This is a genomic window from Pseudonocardia sp. (assembly GCF_025465255.1).
GTDB lineage: Bacteria > Actinomycetota > Actinomycetes > Mycobacteriales > Pseudonocardiaceae > Pseudonocardia.
Genome location: NZ_JAODNI010000144.1, coordinates 1 through 19,623, shown reverse-complemented (window position 1 = coordinate 19,623; position 19,623 = coordinate 1). Strand labels below are relative to the sequence as shown.

Annotated in this window: 18 protein-coding genes; 5 read left to right on the top strand and 13 right to left on the bottom strand. The window is 72.9% G+C overall.

All coding sequences use genetic code 11. From position 1 onward, the window contains the following. Positions 1 to 113: 113 nt before the first annotated feature. Complete coding sequence (locus JWP64_RS17850) at positions 114 to 2,255, bottom strand: molybdopterin oxidoreductase family protein (protein ID WP_297498415.1); 2,142 nt, start codon at positions 2,253 to 2,255, stop codon at positions 114 to 116. Positions 2,256 to 2,465: 210 nt separating this feature from the next. On the opposite strand from JWP64_RS17850, the gene JWP64_RS17845 reads away from it, so the two are divergent. Then, the gene (locus tag JWP64_RS17845; protein ID WP_297498412.1) at positions 2,466 to 3,431 is read left to right on the top strand and encodes a helix-turn-helix domain-containing protein; all 966 of its coding nucleotides are present in this window, start codon (positions 2,466 to 2,468) and stop codon (positions 3,429 to 3,431) included. On the opposite strand, the gene JWP64_RS17840 is transcribed toward JWP64_RS17845, so the two are convergent. From JWP64_RS17840 to JWP64_RS17815, 6 genes are all read right to left on the bottom strand, one after another. After that, positions 3,407 to 3,835 carry a MarR family transcriptional regulator gene (locus JWP64_RS17840; RefSeq protein ID WP_297498410.1) on the bottom strand — a complete coding sequence of 143 codons (429 nt, stop codon included), beginning with the start codon at positions 3,833 to 3,835 and terminating at the stop codon, positions 3,407 to 3,409. The genes JWP64_RS17845 and JWP64_RS17840 overlap by 25 nt on opposite strands. Further along, positions 3,832 to 5,274: an MFS transporter gene (locus JWP64_RS17835; protein WP_297498408.1), complete on the bottom strand. Its 1,443-nt coding sequence runs from the start codon at positions 5,272 to 5,274 to the stop codon at positions 3,832 to 3,834. The genes JWP64_RS17840 and JWP64_RS17835 overlap by 4 nt, the downstream gene beginning before the upstream one ends. A gap of 54 nt (positions 5,275 to 5,328) precedes the next feature. After that, the gene (locus JWP64_RS17830) at positions 5,329 to 7,248 is read right to left on the bottom strand and encodes an ABC transporter ATP-binding protein (RefSeq protein WP_297498451.1); all 1,920 of its coding nucleotides are present in this window, start codon (positions 7,246 to 7,248) and stop codon (positions 5,329 to 5,331) included. A gap of 111 nt (positions 7,249 to 7,359) precedes the next feature. Continuing rightward, on the bottom strand, positions 7,360 to 8,169 hold the full coding sequence (locus JWP64_RS17825) for an enoyl-CoA hydratase/isomerase family protein (RefSeq protein ID WP_297498404.1): 810 nt from the start codon (positions 8,167 to 8,169) through the stop codon (positions 7,360 to 7,362). 158 nt (positions 8,170 to 8,327) lie between these two features. After that, positions 8,328 to 8,537 carry a helix-turn-helix domain-containing protein gene (locus JWP64_RS17820; protein ID WP_297498401.1) on the bottom strand — a complete coding sequence of 70 codons (210 nt, stop codon included), beginning with the start codon at positions 8,535 to 8,537 and terminating at the stop codon, positions 8,328 to 8,330. A 325-nt stretch (positions 8,538 to 8,862) separates the two neighbouring features. Beyond that, entirely contained in the window at positions 8,863 to 10,485 is a 1,623-nt protein-coding gene (locus tag JWP64_RS17815; protein ID WP_297498398.1) for an ABC-F family ATP-binding cassette domain-containing protein, read from the bottom strand. A 352-nt stretch (positions 10,486 to 10,837) separates the two neighbouring features. On the opposite strand from JWP64_RS17815, the gene JWP64_RS17810 reads away from it, so the two are divergent. The 4 genes from JWP64_RS17810 to JWP64_RS17795 are packed head-to-tail and all read left to right on the top strand — an operon-like array spanning position 10,838 to position 14,408. Next, a complete protein-coding gene (locus tag JWP64_RS17810) occupies positions 10,838 to 11,641 on the top strand; it encodes an SDR family oxidoreductase (protein ID WP_297498395.1) in 804 nt (267 codons plus the stop codon). 14 nt (positions 11,642 to 11,655) lie between these two features. After that, positions 11,656 to 12,849 carry a lycopene cyclase family protein gene (locus JWP64_RS17805; protein WP_297498392.1) on the top strand — a complete coding sequence of 398 codons (1,194 nt, stop codon included), beginning with the start codon at positions 11,656 to 11,658 and terminating at the stop codon, positions 12,847 to 12,849. A 49-nt stretch (positions 12,850 to 12,898) separates the two neighbouring features. Further along, a complete protein-coding gene (locus JWP64_RS17800; RefSeq protein WP_297498388.1) occupies positions 12,899 to 13,348 on the top strand; it encodes a universal stress protein in 450 nt (149 codons plus the stop codon). A 4-nt stretch (positions 13,349 to 13,352) separates the two neighbouring features. Beyond that, positions 13,353 to 14,408: an adenylate/guanylate cyclase domain-containing protein gene (locus JWP64_RS17795; RefSeq protein ID WP_297498385.1), complete on the top strand. Its 1,056-nt coding sequence runs from the start codon at positions 13,353 to 13,355 to the stop codon at positions 14,406 to 14,408. Positions 14,409 to 14,487: 79 nt separating this feature from the next. Here the strand turns inward: JWP64_RS17795 and JWP64_RS17790 are convergent, their stop codons facing one another. From JWP64_RS17790 to sufB, 6 genes are all read right to left on the bottom strand, one after another. After that, on the bottom strand, positions 14,488 to 14,898 hold the full coding sequence (locus JWP64_RS17790) for a metal-sulfur cluster assembly factor (RefSeq protein WP_297498382.1): 411 nt from the start codon (positions 14,896 to 14,898) through the stop codon (positions 14,488 to 14,490). Beyond that, positions 14,895 to 15,362, bottom strand: coding sequence for a Fe-S cluster assembly sulfur transfer protein SufU (gene sufU, locus JWP64_RS17785; protein WP_297498379.1), 468 nt, complete (start codon positions 15,360 to 15,362; stop codon positions 14,895 to 14,897). Before sufU ends, JWP64_RS17790 begins: the two co-directional genes overlap by 4 nt. A gap of 2 nt (positions 15,363 to 15,364) precedes the next feature. Further along, positions 15,365 to 16,666 (bottom strand): cysteine desulfurase, encoded by a 1,302-nt coding sequence (locus JWP64_RS17780; RefSeq protein ID WP_297498376.1) that lies wholly within the window; start codon positions 16,664 to 16,666, stop codon positions 15,365 to 15,367. Then, the gene (sufC, locus tag JWP64_RS17775) at positions 16,666 to 17,433 is read right to left on the bottom strand and encodes a Fe-S cluster assembly ATPase SufC (RefSeq protein WP_297498373.1); all 768 of its coding nucleotides are present in this window, start codon (positions 17,431 to 17,433) and stop codon (positions 16,666 to 16,668) included. The genes JWP64_RS17780 and sufC overlap by 1 nt, the downstream gene beginning before the upstream one ends. Positions 17,434 to 17,483: 50 nt before the next feature. Continuing rightward, positions 17,484 to 18,671, bottom strand: a complete 1,188-nt coding sequence (locus JWP64_RS17770; RefSeq protein WP_297498370.1) for a SufD family Fe-S cluster assembly protein — start codon at positions 18,669 to 18,671, stop codon at positions 17,484 to 17,486. Next, positions 18,668 to 19,623: Fe-S cluster assembly protein SufB (sufB, locus tag JWP64_RS17765; protein ID WP_297498367.1), on the bottom strand; the 956-nt coding region annotated here is incomplete at its 5' end. The genes sufB and JWP64_RS17770, both read right to left, overlap by 4 nt.

The window sequence follows — 19,623 nt, the reverse complement described above, 5'->3', positions numbered from 1 at the left end:
CGACAATTTCCGGCGGCCCGGGCCCGGACCGGCCCCGGGGAGCGGGGCCGGTCCGAGGCAGGGAGGGTGCTGGACGACTCGGTCCTGCTGCGCGGCGCCCAGGCAGCACCCTCCTAGGCGGGCGCCACCTCCACCCGCGTGTCCGAGAAGGTCGGCGCGTTGCCGAGGTCCGCGAACTCCACCGGGTTGACGGCGTTCACGGTGCTCGGCCCCTTGGCCTGGGCCCGCCAGCCACCCATCGACGCCAGCACCACCCCGGCCGCGACCTCGTCGCTGACCGTGACCCGCACGACGAACTCGCCGCGCTCGTTGAACACCCGGATCAGGTCACCGTCGCCGATCCCGCGGGCGGTCGCGTCGACCGGGTGCACGACCGCCGTCGGTTCCCCCTGCACCCGCTGCTGGGGGCCGAGGTTGCCGTAGGACGAGTTGAGGAACGCGTGCGACTTGGGCGAGATCAGGCTGAGCGGGTAGGCCGGTGACGACGCCCGCGGCGGGATGTAGTGCGGCAACGGGTCGACGACGCCGCCGGGCTGGAACTCGTTCGAGCCCTGGCGGAAGAGCGGGAGCACGAAGTTCCCGCCGGCGGCCGCCGCGGAGGCGAACTCGTGCCTGCCCGACGGCGTCGGGAACCCGCCCTCGGCGTGCGGCGCGTAGTGCGCGGCGTCCGGGAGGTTCAGCCGCGCCCAGCCCGTCTCGGCCAGGCTCTGCGGGGTGATCCCGGCCAGCGCGGGCGCGGACCAGTCGAAGGCGTGCTCGATCATGTCCTCGTCGGAGACCCGGAAGCACCCGTCGTCGAAGCCCATGCCGGCGGCGAGGCGCCGGAACAGCTCGGTGTTGCTGACGGCCTCCCCCACCGGCGCGATCGACGGCTGGTTCAGCCCGATGTAGAAGTGCCCCCAGGAGAACATGACGTCCAGCTGCTCCAGCTGGGTCGTCGCGGGCAGCACGATGTCCGCGTACAGCGCCGTGTCCGTCATGAACTGCTCGCTGACCACGGTGAACAGGTCCTCGCGGGCGAGCCCGGCGAGCAGCCGTTCCTGGTCCGGGCAGACGATCACCGGGTTGGCGTTGTAGACCATCAGCGCCGCGACGGGGGTCTCGAGTCCCAGCTCGCCGGTCAGCGCGCGCCCGAGGTGGTACTGGTTCACCACCCGCGTCGTGCTGCCCTCGGGCCGCAGGTCCACCCGGCTGAGCCCCTCCCAGTTCACCGGGAACGCCCACAGCGGCAGGGCGAGGATCCCGCCGCCGGGGTTGCGCCAGGCGCCGACCAGCCCGGGCAGGCACGAGATGGCGCGCACGGTCTGCCCACCGCCGGAGGACCGCTCGATCGCCACCCCGATCCGGATCATCGCCGGCTGTGCGGCGGCGTACTCCCGGGCCAGCGTCCGGATGTCCTCGGCCGGGATCCCGGTCTCCTGCGACGCCCACTCGGGCGTGCAGTTCGCGACCCGCTCGGCCAGCTCCTCGACGCCGACGGTGTGCTCCGCGACGTACTCGGCGTCCGTGAGGCCCTCGGTGAGGATCACGTGGATCAGCGCCATGGCCAGCGCGCCGTCGGTGCCGGGACGGATCGGGATGTGCCAGTCGGCGCGCTTCGCGGTCCGGTGCCGCATCGGGTCGATCACGACGACCTTCGCGCCGTTGCGCTGCGCCTGCAGCACGAACGGCCACAGGTGCAGGTTCGTGGAGACCATGTTGCAGGCCCAGATCACGATGTACCTGGAGTGCACGAGGCTCTCCGGGTCGACCCCCGCGGTCGGGCCCACGCTCATCACGTACGCGGTCGACGCGCCGGAGTCGCAGAAGGTCCGCTCGGTGACGGTGGCGCCGAGCCGGTTGAAGAACGGGTCGCCGACGTTGAGGCCGTTCAGCGTGCCCTGGGTGCCCAGGTAGCTGACCGGCATGATCGCCTCGGCGCCGTGCTCGGCGGCGACGGCCTTGAACCGGGTGGTGACCTCGGTGACGGCGTCGTCCCAGGTGATCGGCTCGAACCGGCCGGATCCCTTGGGCCCGACGCGGCGCAGCGGCGTCGTCACCCGCTCCGGGCTGTAGACGCGCTCCTGGTAGTCGTTGACCTTCGCGCACAGGCCCCCGCGGGTGAACGGGTGGTCGGGGTCTCCCCGCACCCCGATGGCCCGGCCGTCCTCGACCGTCACGAGCATCGAGCAGCCGTCCGGGCAGTCGTGCGGGCAGATGGCCCGGCGCGTCCCCGAGCCCTCCAGGTCGACGATCGGCAGCTCCGCAAGCGTCATGGGGGCGCACTCCTGGACCTCGGTGGTGGCTTCCGGGAGTCCTCATGATCGGCCGGTCCGGGGCCGGTCGCGTTGGCTCCGCGCGCCGGGTGCTTGCCGCCCAGCGACCGGACGGGCCGTGTGTCGACCGGTTGACCTGCGCGCAACACGGTGCGAACGTCGGCATGGTTCGCTCGCATCACGCCGGACGAGACCCGGGAGGTGAGGGGCGTGGTCCTCGCAGCGGGATCGGCACCGGGCGGCACGACCGTGCGCGCGACCCGGCGCTTCGACGAGTGGCGGGATGCCATCCGGCACGACTTCGTGGCCCTGGACATGGCCCCGGACCGCGGCACCGACGCGTTCTCCGGTTCGGTCCGCAGCGCCACCGTGGCCCACCTGCAGGTGTCCGAGGTCCGCTCGGTGACGCAGGTCTGCCGGCGCACGCCGTCGCTGGCCGGCGCGGACTCCCACGAGTTCCTGCAGATCGGCATGGTCAGCCGCGGCACCGGGGTGCTCGAGCAGGACGGCCGGCGGACCCTGCTCAGCCAGGGGGACTTCGCGGTCTACGAGACGGGGCGCCCGTTCGTCTGGAACCTCGGCGGCGCCTGGGAGCTGGACGTCTTCACCTGGCCACGCGCGGCCGTCGGGCTCAGCACGGCCGAGTCCGCCGCGGTCACCGCCGTCCGCTTCGCGGGGCGGCAGGGGTTCTCCGGAATCGTCGGCGGGATGCTCCGGGGGCTGCTGACCGCCCCGCCCCGGCTCACCCCGGCCGGTGCCGTGCGGGTGGCGGACGAGGTCGGCGAGCTGGTCGCGACGCTGGCGATCGAGCAGTCCGACCCGTGCGTGTTCGCGGACGCGCCGCAGCTCGCGCTGCTGCACCGGATCCACGACCACATCGACGCGCACCTCGCCGACCCCGAGCTCGGCCCCGTGTCGATTGCGCGGGCGCACTTCGTCTCGACCCGGCAGCTGCACCGGCTCTTCGCGGGCACCGGGGAGACCGTCACCCGCCGCATCCGCAGGCTCCGCCTGGAACGGTGCCGCCGCGAGCTGGCCGACCGGCGCCGCGCCACGGACTCGGTCACGGGCATCTCCCGGCGCTGGGGCTTCCCGGACCTGCCCGGGTTCAGCCGGGCCTTCCGGAGCACCTACGGGCTGTCCCCGACGGACTACCGGGCCCGCTCCGGGTCCTGAACGAGCACGCCCAGGATCCGGTCCAGCTCGGCCAGGTCCGCCTCCGGCAGCGCCCGGACCCCGGGCGGCGGCTCGCCCAGGATCGCGCTCGCGACGGCAGCCGCCTCCTGCCCGGCCTCCGTGGCGCTGACTACCTTGCACCGCCGGTCCCCGGGATGCGGCTCCCGCCGGACGAGGCCCCGTTTCTGCAGCTCGTCGACGACGACGGTGGCGTACGGCCGGTCCACGGCCAGCGCGTCGGCCAGGTCGCTGAGCGTCGACGGCGTCTCCGCCACCCGGCGCAGCGCCTTGATCCGCACGAAGCTCAGGCCGAGTGCGTCCGCGGCCTCGCGCCGGCGGTCGTGCCGGTCCAGGACCAGGGAGCGCATCCGGAGCCAGGCGCGGACCGCGGCGTCCTCACTCATCGGGCCACCATCGCCGGGGCCGGGGGCCGCTCGAACGTCGCCGCCGTCTCCTCCGCGGTCCGGCGGGCGGCCCGCGTGGTCGTCAGCAGACCCAGGACCATGATCGCGACCCCGCAGCCGACGACGATCGCCCAGCCGACGTGCGACGCCCCGGCCAGCCCGGCCCCCAGCGGCCCGGTGACCCGGGAGGTCACGACCGAGCCGATGATCGCGACGCCCAGGGCCGCGCCCACCTGCCGGCTCGTCGAGGCGACCGCCGAGGCGACGCCGGCCTGCGTGGCGGGCATGCCGGACACCGCGGTGTTGGTGATCGGCGGGTTGATCAGCCCGAACCCGGCGCCGAACGCCAGGTACCCGATCACCAGCAGCCAGAGCGGGTAGTCCGAGGTCAGCGGCAGCAGCGACGCGCCGCCCAGGGTCACCCCGAGGCCACCGAGGACGAGCGGGATCCGGCCGCCGCGCGCGCCGACGATCCGCCCCGAGATCGGCGGCAGCACCGCGCAGAGGGCCGCCATCGGCAGCGTGAGCAGCCCGGCGTGCAGCGCGGAGAAGCCGCGGACCGACTGCAGGTAGAGGGCGTTGAGGAAGAGGAACCCGGCCAGCGACGCGAACGCGCACACCGCGATCAGCGTGGCGCCGGTGAACGGGACGCTCCGGAAGAACCGGGGGTCGATCAGTGGATCCGTCCGGCGGGACTCCCACGGCACCAGCGTCACCGCCGCGACCGCGGCGCCCGCGAGGCAACCGAGGATCAGCGGCGAGCCCCAGCCCCGGACCGGTCCCTCGATGATCGCGAACGTCAGCCCGCCGAGGAGCACCATCACCAGCAGCTGGCCGACCGGATCGAGCCGACGCGGGCGGGGCGCCCGGGACTCCGGGACGAACCGGCCCGCGAGGATCATCGCCGCGACGCCCACCGGGACGTTGATCCAGAAGATGGACCGCCAGCCCACGGCGTCGACCAGCAGGCCGCCCAGTACAGGACCGGCCGCCATGCTCAGCCCGGTGACCCCGCCCCAGATCCCGATGGCCCTGGCCCGCTCGCGGGGTTCGGTGAACACGTTCACGATGATCGACATGGCGACCGGGTTCAGCATCGACCCGCCGATCGCCTGCAGCACGCGGAACCCGACGAGCGCGCCCGCGTTCGGCGCGATGCTGCAGAGCAGGGAGCCGGCGCTGAACAGCAGCAGCCCGGTCCGGAAGACCCGGCGGCGGCCGATCCGGTCCGCGGTGGAGCCGGAGAGCATCAGCAGGCTCGCCAGGGTCAGCGTGTAGGCGTCGATCGTCCACTGCAGGGACGTGACCGACGCGTCGAGGTCACGCTGGATGGAGGGCAACGCCAGGTTGACGATCGTGTTGTCCAGCCCGACGACGAACAGGCTGCAACAACAGATCATCAGCACCAGCTGCCGCCGCCGGCGGTCGAGCTCGGGCATGGGCACCTCAGGAAGCTTGTATCGGCACAATCATTAGCACGATACAAGCATTCGTCAGCGAATCCCGTGCGGCAGCTCGTGACGGTGGTCGCAGCCCAGGATCGGGCAGGCGTCGACGGGCGCGAGGGGTTCCGGCTCCTGGTCCGCGAACTGGGTGCGGTGCAGGGCCGCGTACCGGCCCTCCGCGGTGAGCAGCTCGGCATGCGTGCCCTGCTCGACGACCCGACCCGCCTCGATCACCGCGATCCGGTTCGCGGCCCGGATCGTCGACAGCCGGTGCGCGATGACGATCGCGGTGCGGCCCACCAGCGCCTCCACCAGGGCGGCCTGCACAGCGGCCTCGGACTCCGAGTCCAGGTGCGCGGTCGCCTCGTCGAGGATCACCACCCGCGGCTTCGCGAGCAGCAGCCGGGCGATCGTCAGCCGCTGCCGCTCGCCGCCGGAGAGCCGGTAGCCGCGCTCCCCCACCACCGTGGCGAACCCGTCGGGAAGGGAGTCGAGCAGCTCGCCGAGCCGGGCCCGGACCAGGGCCTCGCGCAGCTCGGCGTCCGTCGCGTCGGGCGCGGCGTAGCGCAGGTTCGCGGCGATGGTGTCGTGGAAGAGGTGGCCGTCCTGGGTGACCACGCCGACGGTGCCGCGCACGGACGCGGCGGTGAGGTCCCTGACGTCGATGCCGCCCAGCTCGACGGCCCCGGAGCCGACGTCGTAGAGCCGCGGGACCAGCGACGCGATCGTGGACTTCCCCGCCCCGGACGGGCCGACGAGCGCGAGCAGCTCCCCCGCCCCGACCCGCAGGTCGATCCCGTGCAGCACCTCGCCGGGCGCCCGCTGGTCCAGGACCGCGACGTCCTCGAGCGAGGCCAGCGACACCTGCTCGGCGGTCGGGTAGGAGAAGTGCACGTCGCGCAGCCGGACGTCGACGGGCCCGGCCGGCAGCTCCAGGGCGTCCGGCTTGTCCTGGATCATGGGCTCGAGGTCCAGCACCTCGAAGACGCGCTCGAAGGCGACCAGCGCGGTCATCACGTCGACCCGGGCGTTGGCCAGCGCCGTCATCGGTGTGTAGAGCCGGGTGAGCAGCAGCGCGAGGGTGACGACCGTGCCCGCCTCGATCCGCCCGGTGACCGCGAGCCAGCCGCCGAGCCCGTAGACGAGCGCCTGGGCCAGCGCGGACACCAGCGACAGAGACGTCACGAACACCCGGGAGACCATCGCCGTCCGGACCCCGATGTCGCGCACCCGCAGCGCGGTGACCTCGAACTCGCGGGCCTCCTGGGCGGGCCGCCCGAACAGCTTGACCAGCGTCGCCCCGGCCGCGGAGAACCGCTCGGTCATCTGCGTGCTCATCGAGGCGTTGAGGTCCGCGGAGTCCCGCCGCAGGTCCGCGATCCGGCGGCCCATCCGGCGCGCGGGCAGCACGAAGATGGGGAGCAGGACCAGCGCGAGGATGGTCACCTGCCAGGCGAGCCCGATCATCACGGCCAGGGCGAGCGTCAGCTGGATGACGTTGCTGAGCACGCTGGCCAGGGTCGTGGTGATCGCGGACTGGGCGCCGATGACGTCGTTGTTGAGCCTGCTGACCAGCGCCCCGGTGCGGGTGCGGGTGAAGAACGCGATCGGCATCCGCTGCACGTGGGTGAAGACGGCCGTGCGCAGGTCGACGATCAGCCCCTCCCCGACCCGGGAGGAGAACCATCGCGTGCCCAGCCCGATCACGGCCTCGCCGACGGCGAGCCCGGCGATGGCGAGGGCGATCGTGATCGCCGTGCGGGCGGCGTCCGGCCCGCCCGCGACGATCACGTTGACGACCCGGCCGGCCAGGACCGGCGTGAGGACGCCGATCACCGCGGTCAGCGTGGTGAGCAGCAGGAACGCGAGCAGCCAGGACCGGTAGGGCGCGGCGAAGCGCCAGATGCGCGGGATCGTGCCCTTGGCGACCGATCGCGGCGCGTCGGCGGCACGGGTGACCCCGCGCATGATCGTGAATGGCCGGTCCACGGGCGACTCCTGCGACGACGGTAGGCCCCTCATCGTCACCCGACGCCGTCGGCCGCGCCCACCGACCCCCACACCCCTGCTGGCGGAGGCTCAGCCTTCGCCGGCGGCCAGCGAGCGGAGGCGGCGCAGCTGGGCGGCGCGCTCGGCGGCCAGGGCGCCGGCGGGGTCGATCCCGTCCGCGACGCCGGAGAGCAGGCCGAGGGTCTCCCGCGCCGCCCCGGCGGGAGCGGTGACGAGCGTGGCCACCAGCTCGTCGACGGCCTTGTCCAGCTCCCCCACCGGGACCACGCGCTGCGCGAGGCCGATCGCCAGGGCCTCGTCCGCGCCGATCCGCCGGCCGCTCAGGCAGATCTCGACGGCGCGGGCGTACCCGACGGCACGGACGAGCGGGAAGGTGCCACCCAGGTCGGGCACGATGCCCAGGGTGGGTTCGGCCATGCAGAACTGCACGTCTTCCGCGACGACGCGCAGGTCGCAGGCCAGCGCGAGCTGGAAACCGCCGCCGATGGCGTGGCCCTGGACGGCGGCGACGGTGACCCGGGCGGGATCGCGCAGCCAGGAGAACCCGGCCTGGAAGGAGGCGATCGTCGCGTCCGCCTCGTCGTCGGCCATGCCGGCGAGGCTCGTGATGCCGGGCATGCCGTCGACGGTCTCCCCCGGCGGGACGGTGAACAGGCGCCGGTCCAGCCCGGCGGAGAACGCCCGGCCCTCGCCCCGGACCACGACGACGCGCACGTCCTCCGGCATGGAGTCACCGACGCGGCGCAGCGCGTCCCACATCCGCGGGCTCTGCGCGTTGAGCGTGTCCGGGCGCACCAGGGACACGGTCGCCCGCGGGCCGTCCACCTCGAGCGTGACGCCGGTGTCCGCCAGATTCCCGTCGCTCAGCACAGTTCGCACGCCTCCCCGCCGGCCACCCTGGCCGACCGCGGCGACGCTACCGCGCGCCGGATCGTGCGACGGGGGGTGGGGCAACGCCCTCCGCCGGGTGCTCGCGGGTTGAACCCCCGACGGCCGGCGCTGCTACGTGCTCGACGACACCGCTGGCGAGAAAGCGGCTACTTCTTCTTGGTACGCGTCGCTCCGCCCCGACCACGGAGTGCCACCCCGGTCTCGCTGAGCACCCGGTGCACGAACCCGTAGGAACGTCCCGTCTGCTCCGCGAGAGCGCGGATGCTCGCGCCCTTCTCATACTTCTTCTTCAGATCCGTCGCGAGTTTGTCCCGCTGGGTGCCCGTGATACGAGCGCCCTTCTTCAGGTCGGTCACGACACTTGACCTCCTCCACCCCGACGCGGCGCCCCGCCGCGTGACCGGCGCTTCCGGTGCGTCCGGTCCGGCAATGATGATCCAGAAGCGGGCGACGTGCCAGGAGATCAACGCACATGATCGGTGAACGGTTCGCCCGAATGGATCACGCGGAAGAGTGGTGCTGAATCGGTCCTCGCGGCACTCCGTGACCATTCGGCGCCGCATTTCGACACATGGGAGCAGTGAAACCGCTTTCGGGATCACCTTGAGGCGTCGAATCGGTGACCGTGCGCGTCCGGTCGGGCGATGCAGCGGGATGGCGCCGCTGCGCCGGATGATCGGATCAGGCGAGCTGCACGAGCTCGAGGTAGTCCGTGGACCAGTGATCCTCGGTGCCGTCGGGCAGGACGATGACCTTGTCCGGGTTCAGGGCCTCGACGGCGCCCGGGTCGTGGGTCACGAGGACGACGGCCCCCGCGAAGCGGCGCAGCGCGTCGAGGACCTGCTCGCGGCTCGCCGGGTCCAGGTTGTTCGTGGGCTCGTCGAGCAGCAGCACGTTGGCCGAGCTGGAGACGAGGCCCGCCAGCGCGAGCCGGGTCCGCTCGCCGCCGGACAGGGTTCCCGCCTGCTGGTCGAGCTGCTCGCCCGAGAACATGAACGTGCCCAGCACCGTGCGGAGCTGCTGCGCGTGGGTGTCCGGCGAGGCGTGCCGGATGTTCTCCCAGACCGAGGCGTCCATGTCCAGCGTGTCGTGCTCCTGCGCGAAGTACCCGGTGCGCAACCCGTGGCCGGGGTGGACCTCGCCGGCGTCCGGCTTCTCGGTCCCGGCCAGCAGCCGCAGCAGCGTGGTCTTGCCCGCGCCGTTGAGGCCGAGCACGACGACCTTGGCCCCCCGGTCCACCGCGAGGTCGACGCCGGTGAACACCTCGAGCGAGCCGAACGCCTTGGTCAGGCCCTCGGCCGTCAGCGGGGTGCGCCCGCACGGCGCGGGGTCCGGGAAACGGATCTTGGCCACCCGGTCCGCCTGGCGGTCCGGCTCGAGGTTGGCCAGCAGCTCGTCCGCCCGCCTGGCCATGTTCTTGGCGGCGACGGCCTTGGTGGCCTTGGCCCCCATCTTCAGCGCCTGGGTGTGCAGGACCGACGCCTTCTTCTCGGCGTTGGCGCGCTCGCGGCGGCGGCGCTTCTCGTCCGTCGCCCGCGCCTCGAGGTAGCGCTTCCAGTCCATGTTGTAGACGTCGACCTCGCTGCGGGTCGCGTCCAGGAACCACACCTTGTTGACGACGTCCGCGAGCAGGTCCGTGTCGTGGCTGATCACCACGAGGCCGCCCTCGTGGGACTGCAGGAACCCGCGCAGCCAGGTGATCGAGTCCGCGTCGAGGTGGTTCGTGGGCTCGTCGATCAGCAGCGTGGTGTTGCTCTGCGAACCGCCGTCCGAGGCCGCGAACAGGATCCGGGCGAGCTCGACGCGGCGGCGCTGACCACCGGAGAGCGTGGCGACCTGCTGGTTGAGCACCCGCTCGGGCAGCCCGAGGTGGGTGCAGATGCGCGCGGCCTCGCTCTCGGCGGCGTACCCGCCCAGGGCCGAGAAGCGCTCCTCGATCCGGCCGTACTCGCGCACGGCCTTGTCGTTCTCCGCGCCGTCGACCAGCTCGGCCATCGCCGTCTGGACCTTCTCCAGCTTGCGCAGCAGCTCGTCCAGGCCACGGGCGGAGAGCACCCGGTCCTTGGCGGTGACGGACAGGTCCCCCTCGCGCGGGTCCTGCGGCAGGTAACCGATGGGCGAGTTGGCGGTGACGCTGCCGCCGTACGGCTCACCCTCCCCCGCGAGGACGCGCATCGAGGTGGTCTTGCCGGCGCCGTTGCGGCCGACGAGACCGATCCGGTCCCCCGGCTGGACGCGCAGCGAGGCGTCGGAGAGCAGGATGCGGGAACCGGCGCGCAGTTCGAGGGCGTTGGCGGTGATCACGTGAAAGGGCTCCAGACCGGAGTACGAGGGGTGAGACGGTGGGGGGCGGCCGCCGCGTGGGAGGACTCGCGGACAGAGCTGTCCGCCGCGGGGCGCACGCACCTACTCGATCTGGACCACGGCTCCACGGTAGCGGGCCGTGTCGACCCGTTTCGCATCGCGGGGGTCCGACATGACCGATCTCACCGCGGGCGCGGTCGTCGTCGACCGAGCGGCGTTCTCTCTGTCACTCGGTCCAACGAGAATCGTGGCGGCCCGATTCCCCGTCTCCTCGATCGCCCGTGCTCTCCGGTCTTCGCCGTGTCCCGATCGGGGTGCCCGCCGCGCCGCCGGTGCGAAGTAGGGTCGCCCCATGAGCGACGTCACCGGTGCCGGTCCCCGTCCCGTCCCCCAGGATCTCGTGGGCCGGGCCGCTCTGGTCACGGGCGCCAGCCGGGGCATCGGCCTCGCGATCGCCGCCGAGCTGCTGGCCCGCGGCGCGTCGGTGACGATCACCGGGCGCAAGGCCGAGCAGCTCGAGGCCGCGGCCGTCGAGCTGGGCAAGGGGTGCGGGGACCCGTCGCGGGTGCTCACCGCGCAGGGCAACGCGGGCGACGCCGTACACCGCGAGGAGGCCGTCCGGCGCACCGTGGAGACCTTCGGGAACATCGGCATCCTGGTCAACAACGCGGGGATCAACCCGCAGTACGGCCCGCTGGTCGACGCGGACCTCGGCGCGGTCACCAAGATCTTCGACGTCAACGTGGTCGCGGCGCTCGGGTTCGTGCAGCAGTGCTACCACGCGGGCATGGGCGAGCACGGCGGCACGATCGTCAACGTCGCGTCGGTCGGCGGGCTGCGCTCCACCGGCGTGATCGGCGCGTACGGGGCGTCGAAGGCGGCGCTGATCAGGCTGACCGAGGAGCTCGCCGGGCAGCTCGGGCCGAAGATCCGGGTCAACGCCGTCGCGCCCGCCGTGGTGAAGACCGCCTTCGCCGCCGCGCTCTACGAGCGGGACGAGGCCGGGGTCGCCGCGGGCTACCCGATGAAGCGGCTCGGGGTGCCGGAGGACGTCGCAGCGGCGGTCGGGTTCCTCGTGTCGGACGCGTCGAGCTGGATCACCGGGGACACGATCCGGATCGACGGCGGCTCGCTCTCCGCGGGGAGGCACGCCTGAGCCCCACACCGGACGTGCTCGTCGTCGGCGGCGGTCCCGCGGGACGGGCGCTTGCGGGCGCGGCCGCGCGGCTCGGGCTCCGGACCGCGCTCGTGGACCAGGACCCGGGGCGGCCGTGGCGCTCGACGTTCGCCGCCTGGGCGGACGAGCTGCCCGCGGACCTGCCCGCGTCGGCCGTCGCGTCGCGTTCCCGCGGCCGGGCGATCGCCCGTACCGAGCGGTCCCTGGGCTGGGAGTACGCCGTCCTGCACGTCGACGGGCTGCGCGCGCACCTCGACGCCGGGCTCGACGGCGTCGCACTGCACCGCGGACGGGTGCTCGGGACGGACGGCGGCCGAGCCCGGCTCGCGGACGGCGGCGCGCTCGAGGCCGAGGTCGTGATCGACGCCGGTGGGCACCGCTCCCCCCTCGGCGCGCCCGCGCGCAGGGCCGCGGCCGAGCAGACGGCCCACGGGATCGTCGTCGACGCGCACATCGCGGCACCGCTCGTCGGCCCCGGCGAGGCGCTGTTCATGGACTGGCGGCCCGACCACGGCGAGGACGGTTGGCCGACCTTCCTCTACGCCGTCCCGCTCGGGGGCGGGGCCGTCCTGCTCGAGGAGACCTCCCTGGCCCGGCGGCCGGGGCTCCCGCTCCCGGTGCTCCGCCGCAGGCTCGCGGCACGGCTGGCCCACCACGACGTCACCGTCCCGCCGGACGCCCGGCAGGAGCGGGTGCGCTTCCCGGTCGACGGCCCGCGCAACCCGGCCGGCTTCGGGGCCGCCGCCCCACTGGTCCACCCGGCCACCGGGTTCAGCGTCGCCACGGCGCTCACCCTCGCGCCGGCCGTGGCGGCGGCGCTCGCCCGGTGGCTGCCGGACTCCCCGGACCGGGCCCGCCGCGCCGCGCAGGACGTCGTCTGGCCGGCATCCGCCCGGGCCGTGCATCTGCTGCGCCACCGCGGCCTGGAGGCGCTGCTGCGGATGCCACCGGCCGCGGTACCGGAGTTCTTCGAGGTGTTCCTGGGTCTGCCGCCGCGGCATCGCTGGGCCTACCTGACCGGCCGCGACGACCTCGGCGGCACCCTCGGGGCCATGGGCGCGCTCTTCGGCCGTTCGGAGTGGTGGCTACGCGCCCGTCTGGTGGGACCCGCGCTGCTCCCCCGGACGCCCCCTGCCTGGTCAGTGACCGGCGGGTCGGGTGGCGGAACCCCCGCTACCACACGGTAACCTCCCGCGACCAGACGTGATTTCCCGCGCTCGAAGAGTCGGAGGCCCCATGTCCGCCTACACCACCGTCGTCGTCGGTACCGACGGATCCGCCACCTCGTACGCCGCCGTCGAGCGTGCCGCGGCCGTCGCCCGCGACAGCGACGCCGAGCTCGTCATCGTCTCGGCATACACGCCCGCGACCCGCGAGGAGACCGCCGGCGCCGAGGACGCGCTCGGCGACGAGGCCTACCTCGTCCGCGGCTGGTCGCCGGCCGAGGAGGCGCTGCGCACCGCCGAGGACCGCGCCGTCGCCGTCGGCGCCACCAAGATCACCAAGCACGCGGAGGACGGCGCCCCCGTCGACGTGCTGCGCAAGGCGGTCCTGGAGCGCAAGGCGGACCTGCTGGTCGTCGGCAACAAGGGGCTCAACACCCTGAGCGGGCGGCTGCTCGGCTCGGTGCCCGCGGACGTCGCGCGCCGCTCGGGCGTCGACGTGCTCATCGTCCACACGACCTGAGCCCGTGGCCGACGGCTGGCTCGACGACCTGGGCGAGCTCCTCTCCGCCGCCCAGCGCGGCGAGGCCCGCCGGGTCGACGAGTCCGGATCGCTGACGTCCGCGCTCGAGGAGATCGTCCTCGGGGCGCCGCGCGAGTACACCCGCGCGGAGGTCGTCGAACGGGCCGGGATCCCGCCCGAGGAGGGCCACCGGCTCTGGCGCGCGCTCGGCTTCCCCGAGGTGGACGACGCGGACGTCCTGTTCACCGAGCGGGACATCGAGGCCGCCACCGCGCTGCGACAGCTGACCGAGGCCGGCGTGTTGGCCCCGGACGAGCGGGAGGCCGTGGGCCGGGCGGTCGCGCAGGCCATGTCCCGGCTCGCCGAGTGGCAGGTCGGGATGCTCGCCCGGATCGTCGCCGAGCGGGCCGAGGAGCTGACGCCCGAGCAGTCGCTGCAGCTCGCGGCGGGCCTGCTGCCGAAGCTCGAGCAGCTGCAGTCCTACGTCTGGCGACGGCACATGGCGGCCACGGTGTCGCGCTTCGTCGTCGGCCGAGACGGGTCCTCGGACGTCGAGCCCCGCGCGGAGACCTGGCCGCTGGCCGTCGGGTTCGCGGACATGGTCGGCTTCACCCGCACGACCCGGCGCCGCTCCGCCGCGGAGCTGAGCGAGATGATCGAGCGGTTCTCCTCCAGCACCACCGACGTGATCGCCGAGGGGCACGGCCGGATCATCAAGACGGTCGGCGACGAGGTCCTCTTCGTGGCCGACGACGCGGGCGCGGCCGCCGCGATCGCCCTCGCGCTGAGGGAGCGGGTCGAGGCCGAGCCGTCGCTCCCCCGGCTGCGGATCGGCGTCGCGTACGGGGAGGTCCTGGTCCGCTACGGGGACGTGTACGGCGAGGTCGTGAACATCGCCGCCCGGCTCACCAGCCACGCGCGCCCGGACTCGATCCTGGTGGACCGCGAGGTGGCCGCGGCGCTCCGGGACGATCCGCGCTTCCACATCCGCCCGCTGCGGCCGCTACAGGTCCGCGGCTACCGCAACCTGCACCCGTTCCTGCTCGGCTGCGCCGGGTGACGGGGAGCCCGGGAACGACGAACGGCCCGTTCGTCCCGACCTACGGGACGAACGGGCCGTACGGGAGGAAGAGCGCTGATCAGACCCGGAAGCCGAGGGCGCGCAGCTGCTCGCGGCCGTCCTCGGTGATCTTCTCCGGGCCCCACGGCGGCATCCAGACCCAGTTGATCGTGATGTCCTCGACGAGGCCGCCGGTGCCGCCACCGGTGAGGGCGCTGCGCGCCTGCTCCTCGATGACGTCCGTCAGCGGGCAGGCCGCGGAGGTCAGGGTCATGTCGATGATCGCCTTGTTGTCCTCCACGGCGAGGCCGTAGACGAGGCCGAGATCGACGACGTTGATCCCCAGCTCGGGGTCCACGACGTCCCGCATGGCCTCCTCGAGGTCGTCGAGGGAGGGGCCCTCCGCGGCGGCCGCGGGAGGCTCGGGCATCCCGGCGGCGCCCCGGACGACCTCCTCCTCGGCGGCGGTGGTCTCGGTCGTGTCGCTCATGCCTGGGCTCCCTTCGGGGTTGCCTCGTCGTGTACCCGGACCACGGCGTCCTTGAACGCCATCCAGCCCAGGAGCGCGCACTTGACCCGTGCCGGGTACTTCGCGACGCCCGCGAAGGCGACGCCGTCCCCGATCACGGCCTCGTCCGGCTCCACCTTGCCGCGGCCCTGCGCCATCTCCTGGAACGAGGCCAGGATGCGGAAGGCCTCGTCGACGCTCTGCCCGACGACGAGATCGGTCATCACCGACGTCGAGGCCTGGCTGATCGAGCAGCCCAGGGTCTCGTAGGAGACGTCCTGGACCTTCTCGCCGGACTCGTCCAGCTTCACCCGCAGCGTCACCTCGTCCCCGCAGGTCGGGTTGACGTGGTGGGTCTCCGCGTCGAACGGGTCCCGCAGGCCCGCCCCGTGGGGCGAGCGGTAGTGATCCAGGATGATCTCCTGGTACATCTGCTCGAGCCGCATCCCTAGCTCACCCCGAAGAAGTCCCGGGCGGCCCGCACGCCGTCGGCGAGCTGGGCCACCTCGTCCACCGTCGTGTACACGTGGAACGACGCGCGGACGGTCGCGGCGATTCCGAAGCGGCGGTGCAGCGGCCAGGCGCAGTGGTGCCCGACCCGCACCGCGATGCCGCGGTCGTCGAGGACCTGGCCGACGTCGTGCGCGTGCACGTCCTCCACCACGAAGCTCACCGCGCCCCCGCGGGCCTCGAGCGAGTCCGGCCCGACGATCCGGACGCCCGGGACCTCGCGCAGGGTGTCCAGCGCGACCTTCACCAGCTCCAGCTCGTGGGCCGCGACCTTGTCCATGCCGATCGCGGAGAGGTAGTCCACCGCCGCGCCGAGGCCCACGGCCTGCGACGTCATCGGCACGCCGGCCTCGAACCGCTGCGGCGGTGGCGCGTAGGACGAGCCCTCCATCCGCACCAGCTCGATCATCGACCCACCGGTGAGGAACGGCGGCATGGCCTCGAGCAGCTCGGTGCGCCCGTAGAGCACGCCGACGCCGGACGGCCCGAGCATCTTGTGCCCGGAGAACGCCGCGAAGTCCACGCCGAGCGCCGTCAGGTTGACCGGCATGTGCGGCACGGACTGGCACGCGTCGAGGACGGTCAGCGCGCCCACCGCCCTCGCCCGCCGGACCAGCTCCTCGACCGGCGCGATCGAGCCCAGCACGTTCGACTGGTGAGCGAACGCGACGACCTTCGTGCGGTCGGTCAGCTCGAGGGAGTCCAGGTCGATCCGGCCGTCCTCGGTCACCGAGTACCAGCGCAGGGTCGCCCCGGTACGCCGGCAGAGCTCCTGCCACGGAACGAGGTTGGCGTGGTGCTCCAGCTCGGTCACGACGATCTCGTCCCCGGGGCCGAGCGCGAACCGCTCGGACTCCGGACCGAGCCCGGTCCTGATCGACGAGTTGCTCATCGCGTACGCCACGAGGTTGATCGCCTCGGTGGCGTTCTTGACGAACACCAGCTCCGCCGGGTCCGCGCCGACGAACGCGGCGATCCGCGCGCGGGCGGACTCGTAGTCGTCCGTCGCCTCCTCGGCCAGCTGGTGCGCGCCGCGGTGGACCGCGGCGTTGTGCTGCTCGAGGAAGGCGCGCTCGGCGTCGAGCACCTGGCGGGGCCGCTGCGAGGTGGCCCCGGAGTCCAGGTAGACCAGCGGACGGCCCTCGCGGACGGTGCGCTGCAGGATCGGGAAGTCGTCGCGGATCGCCTTGAGCGCGGCGACATCCAGACCCGACCGCGTCTGGGCCTGAACGGCGGTCATCAGACTGCGGCCCCCGCCGCCCTGACGAAGCGCTCGTAGCCGTTCTTCTCGAGGTCGTCGGCCAGCTCGGGCCCACCGGACTCGACGACACGGCCCGCGGCGAACACGTGCACGTGGTCGGGCTTGATGTACTGCAGGATCCGCGTGTAGTGCGTGATCAGCACGACACCGGTCTCGCCGCCCTCGCGGTAACGGTTCACGCCCTCGGACACGACGCGCAGCGCGTCGACGTCCAGGCCGGAGTCCGTCTCGTCCAGCACGGCGATCTTCGGCTTGAGCAGGGCGAGCTGGAGCACCTCGTGGCGCTTCTTCTCGCCGCCGGAGAAGCCCTCGTTGACCGAGCGGTCCGCGAAGTCCGGGTCGATGTCGAGGTCGTTCATCGCGCCCTTGACCTCCTTGACCCAGGTCCGGAGCTTGGGGGCCTCGCCGCGGACCGCGGTGGCCGCGGAGCGCAGGAAGTTCGCCATCGAGACGCCGGGGACCTCGACCGGGTACTGCATGGCCAGGAAGAGGCCGGCGCGCGCTCGCTCGTCGACGGTCATGTCGAGCACGTTCTCGCCGTCGAGGAGGACCTCGCCGCTGGTGATCTCGTACTTCGGGTGGCCGGCGATGGCGTAGGCCAGCGTCGACTTGCCCGAACCGTTCGGGCCCATGATCGCGTGGGTCTCGCCGGCGCGGACGGTGAGGTTCACCCCGCGCAGGATCTCCTTGGGCCCGTCCTCGGTGGTCACCGAGGCGTGCAGGTCCTTGATCTCCAAGGTGGACATCGTGAGAGTCAGCTCCGTCTTCGCAGGAAGTGTGGTGGGGTGCGGTGCCGTCAGGCGCCGGCGATGGCCAGCTCGGCCTCGATGGCGGCCTCGAGGCGCTCGCGCAGCTCGGGGGTCGGGAGGCGCTGCAGGATCTCGCCGAAGAAGCCGCGGACGACCAGGCGGCGGGCGACGTCCTCGGGGATGCCCCGGCTCTGCAGGTAGAAGAGCTGCTCGTCGTCGAACCGGCCGGTGGCGCTGGCGTGACCGGCGCCGGCGATCTCGCCGGTCTCGATCTCCAGGTTCGGCACCGAGTCCGCCCGGGCGTGCTCGGTGAGCACGAGGTTCCGGTTGAACTCGAAGGTCTCGGTGTTCTCGGCCGCGGCCCGGATGAGCACGTCCCCGATCCACACCGTGTGCGCGTTCGTGGTGCCCTTCACGCCCTGCAGGGCGTTCTTGTAGAGCACGTTGGACTTGCAGTTCGGCACCGCGTGGTCGACGAGCAGGCGCTGCTCGAGGTGCTGGCCGGCGTCGGCGAACCCGAGGCCGAGCAGCTCCGCGTCCCCGCCCGGACCGGCGTAGCGCACGGTGGGGCTGACCCGGACCAGGTCCCCGCCCAGCGACACCGCGATGGCGCGCAGGGTGGCGTCCCGGCCGATGCTCAGGTGGTGCGCGGCCACGTGCACCGCGTCGTCCGCCCACTCGTCGGTGACGACGAGGTTGAGCCGGGAGCCGTCCGCCAGCACGACCTCGAGGTTGTCCGCCAGGACACCCGAGCCGCGCTGCACCAGCACGACCGTGGCCTCGGTGTGCGGGGTGGTGCGCAGCTGCAGGTGCAGCGCCGCGCTCTCCCCCGCGCCCGGGCCGTCCACGGTGACCGTGACCGGCTCGGGCGTGCCGTCGAGAGTGACGACGGTGGCCTCGCGGAAGGCGCTCCACGCGGCGGCCGCGACGCGGTCCGCGGGGATGCCGGCCTGGCCGACGCGGCTGTCGTCGCGGCCCACGGTCTCCACCGTCACGCCGTCGGTCTCCGTGACGGAGACCGCGGCCGTGCCGGCGAACATCGCCGTGCCGTCGTGCAGCCCGCGCAGCCGCTTCATCGGCGTGAAGCGCCAGTTCTCCTCACGGCCGCCGGGGACCTCGAAGGCCTCGACGTCCGTGGACTGGAAACGCTCACCGGCGCTGGCCTCGGGAACGATGCCCGAGCCCCGCTTGGCGCCCTTCAGTTCCGGGGCGAGCCCGGAGACGACCTCGGTCATCCGACCGAACCCTCCATCTGCAGTTCGATGAGCCGGTTCAGCTCCAGCGCGTACTCCATGGGCAGCTCGCGCGCGATGGGCTCGACGAACCCGCGCACGACCATCGCCATGGCCTCGTCCTCGGTCAGGCCCCGGCTCATCAGGTAGAAGAGCTGGTCGCCGCTGACCTTGGAGACCGTGGCCTCGTGGCCCATCGAGACGTCGTCGGTGCGAACGTCCACGTACGGATAGGTGTCGCTGCGACTGATCGTGTCGACCAGCAGCGCGTCGCACTTCACCGTCGAGCGGGAGTTCTTCGCCCGCGCGTTGACCTGCACGAGACCCCGGTAGGAGGTCCGGCCGCCGCCGCGCGCCACCGATTTCGAGATGATCGTCGACGACGTGTTCGGCGCCATGTGCACCATCTTCGCGCCGGCGTCCTGGTGCTGCCCCTCGCCCGCGAAGGCGATCGAGAGGACCTCGCCCTTCGCGTGCTCGCCCATCAGCCAGACCGCCGGGTACTTCATGGTCACCTTGGAGCCGAGGTTGCCGTCGACCCACTCCATGGTCGCGCCCTCCTCGGCCTTGGCGCGCTTGGTGACCAGGTTGTAGACGTTGTTCGACCAGTTCTGGATGGTCGTGTAGCGGCAGCGGCCGCCCTTCTTCACGATGATCTCGACGACCGCGGAGTGCAGCGAGTCCGACTTGTAGATCGGCGCCGTGCAGCCCTCGACGTAGTGCACGTAGGCACCCTCGTCGACGATGATCAGCGTGCGCTCGAACTGGCCCATGTTCTCGGTGTTGATCCGGAAGTAGGCCTGCAGCGGGATGTCCACGTGCACGCCCGGCGGCACGTAGATGAAGGACCCGCCGGACCACACCGCACCGTTGAGCGCGGAGAACTTGTTGTCACCGTGCGGGATGACCGAGCCGTAGTACTCCCGGAACAGCTCCGGCTGCTCGCGCAGCGCGG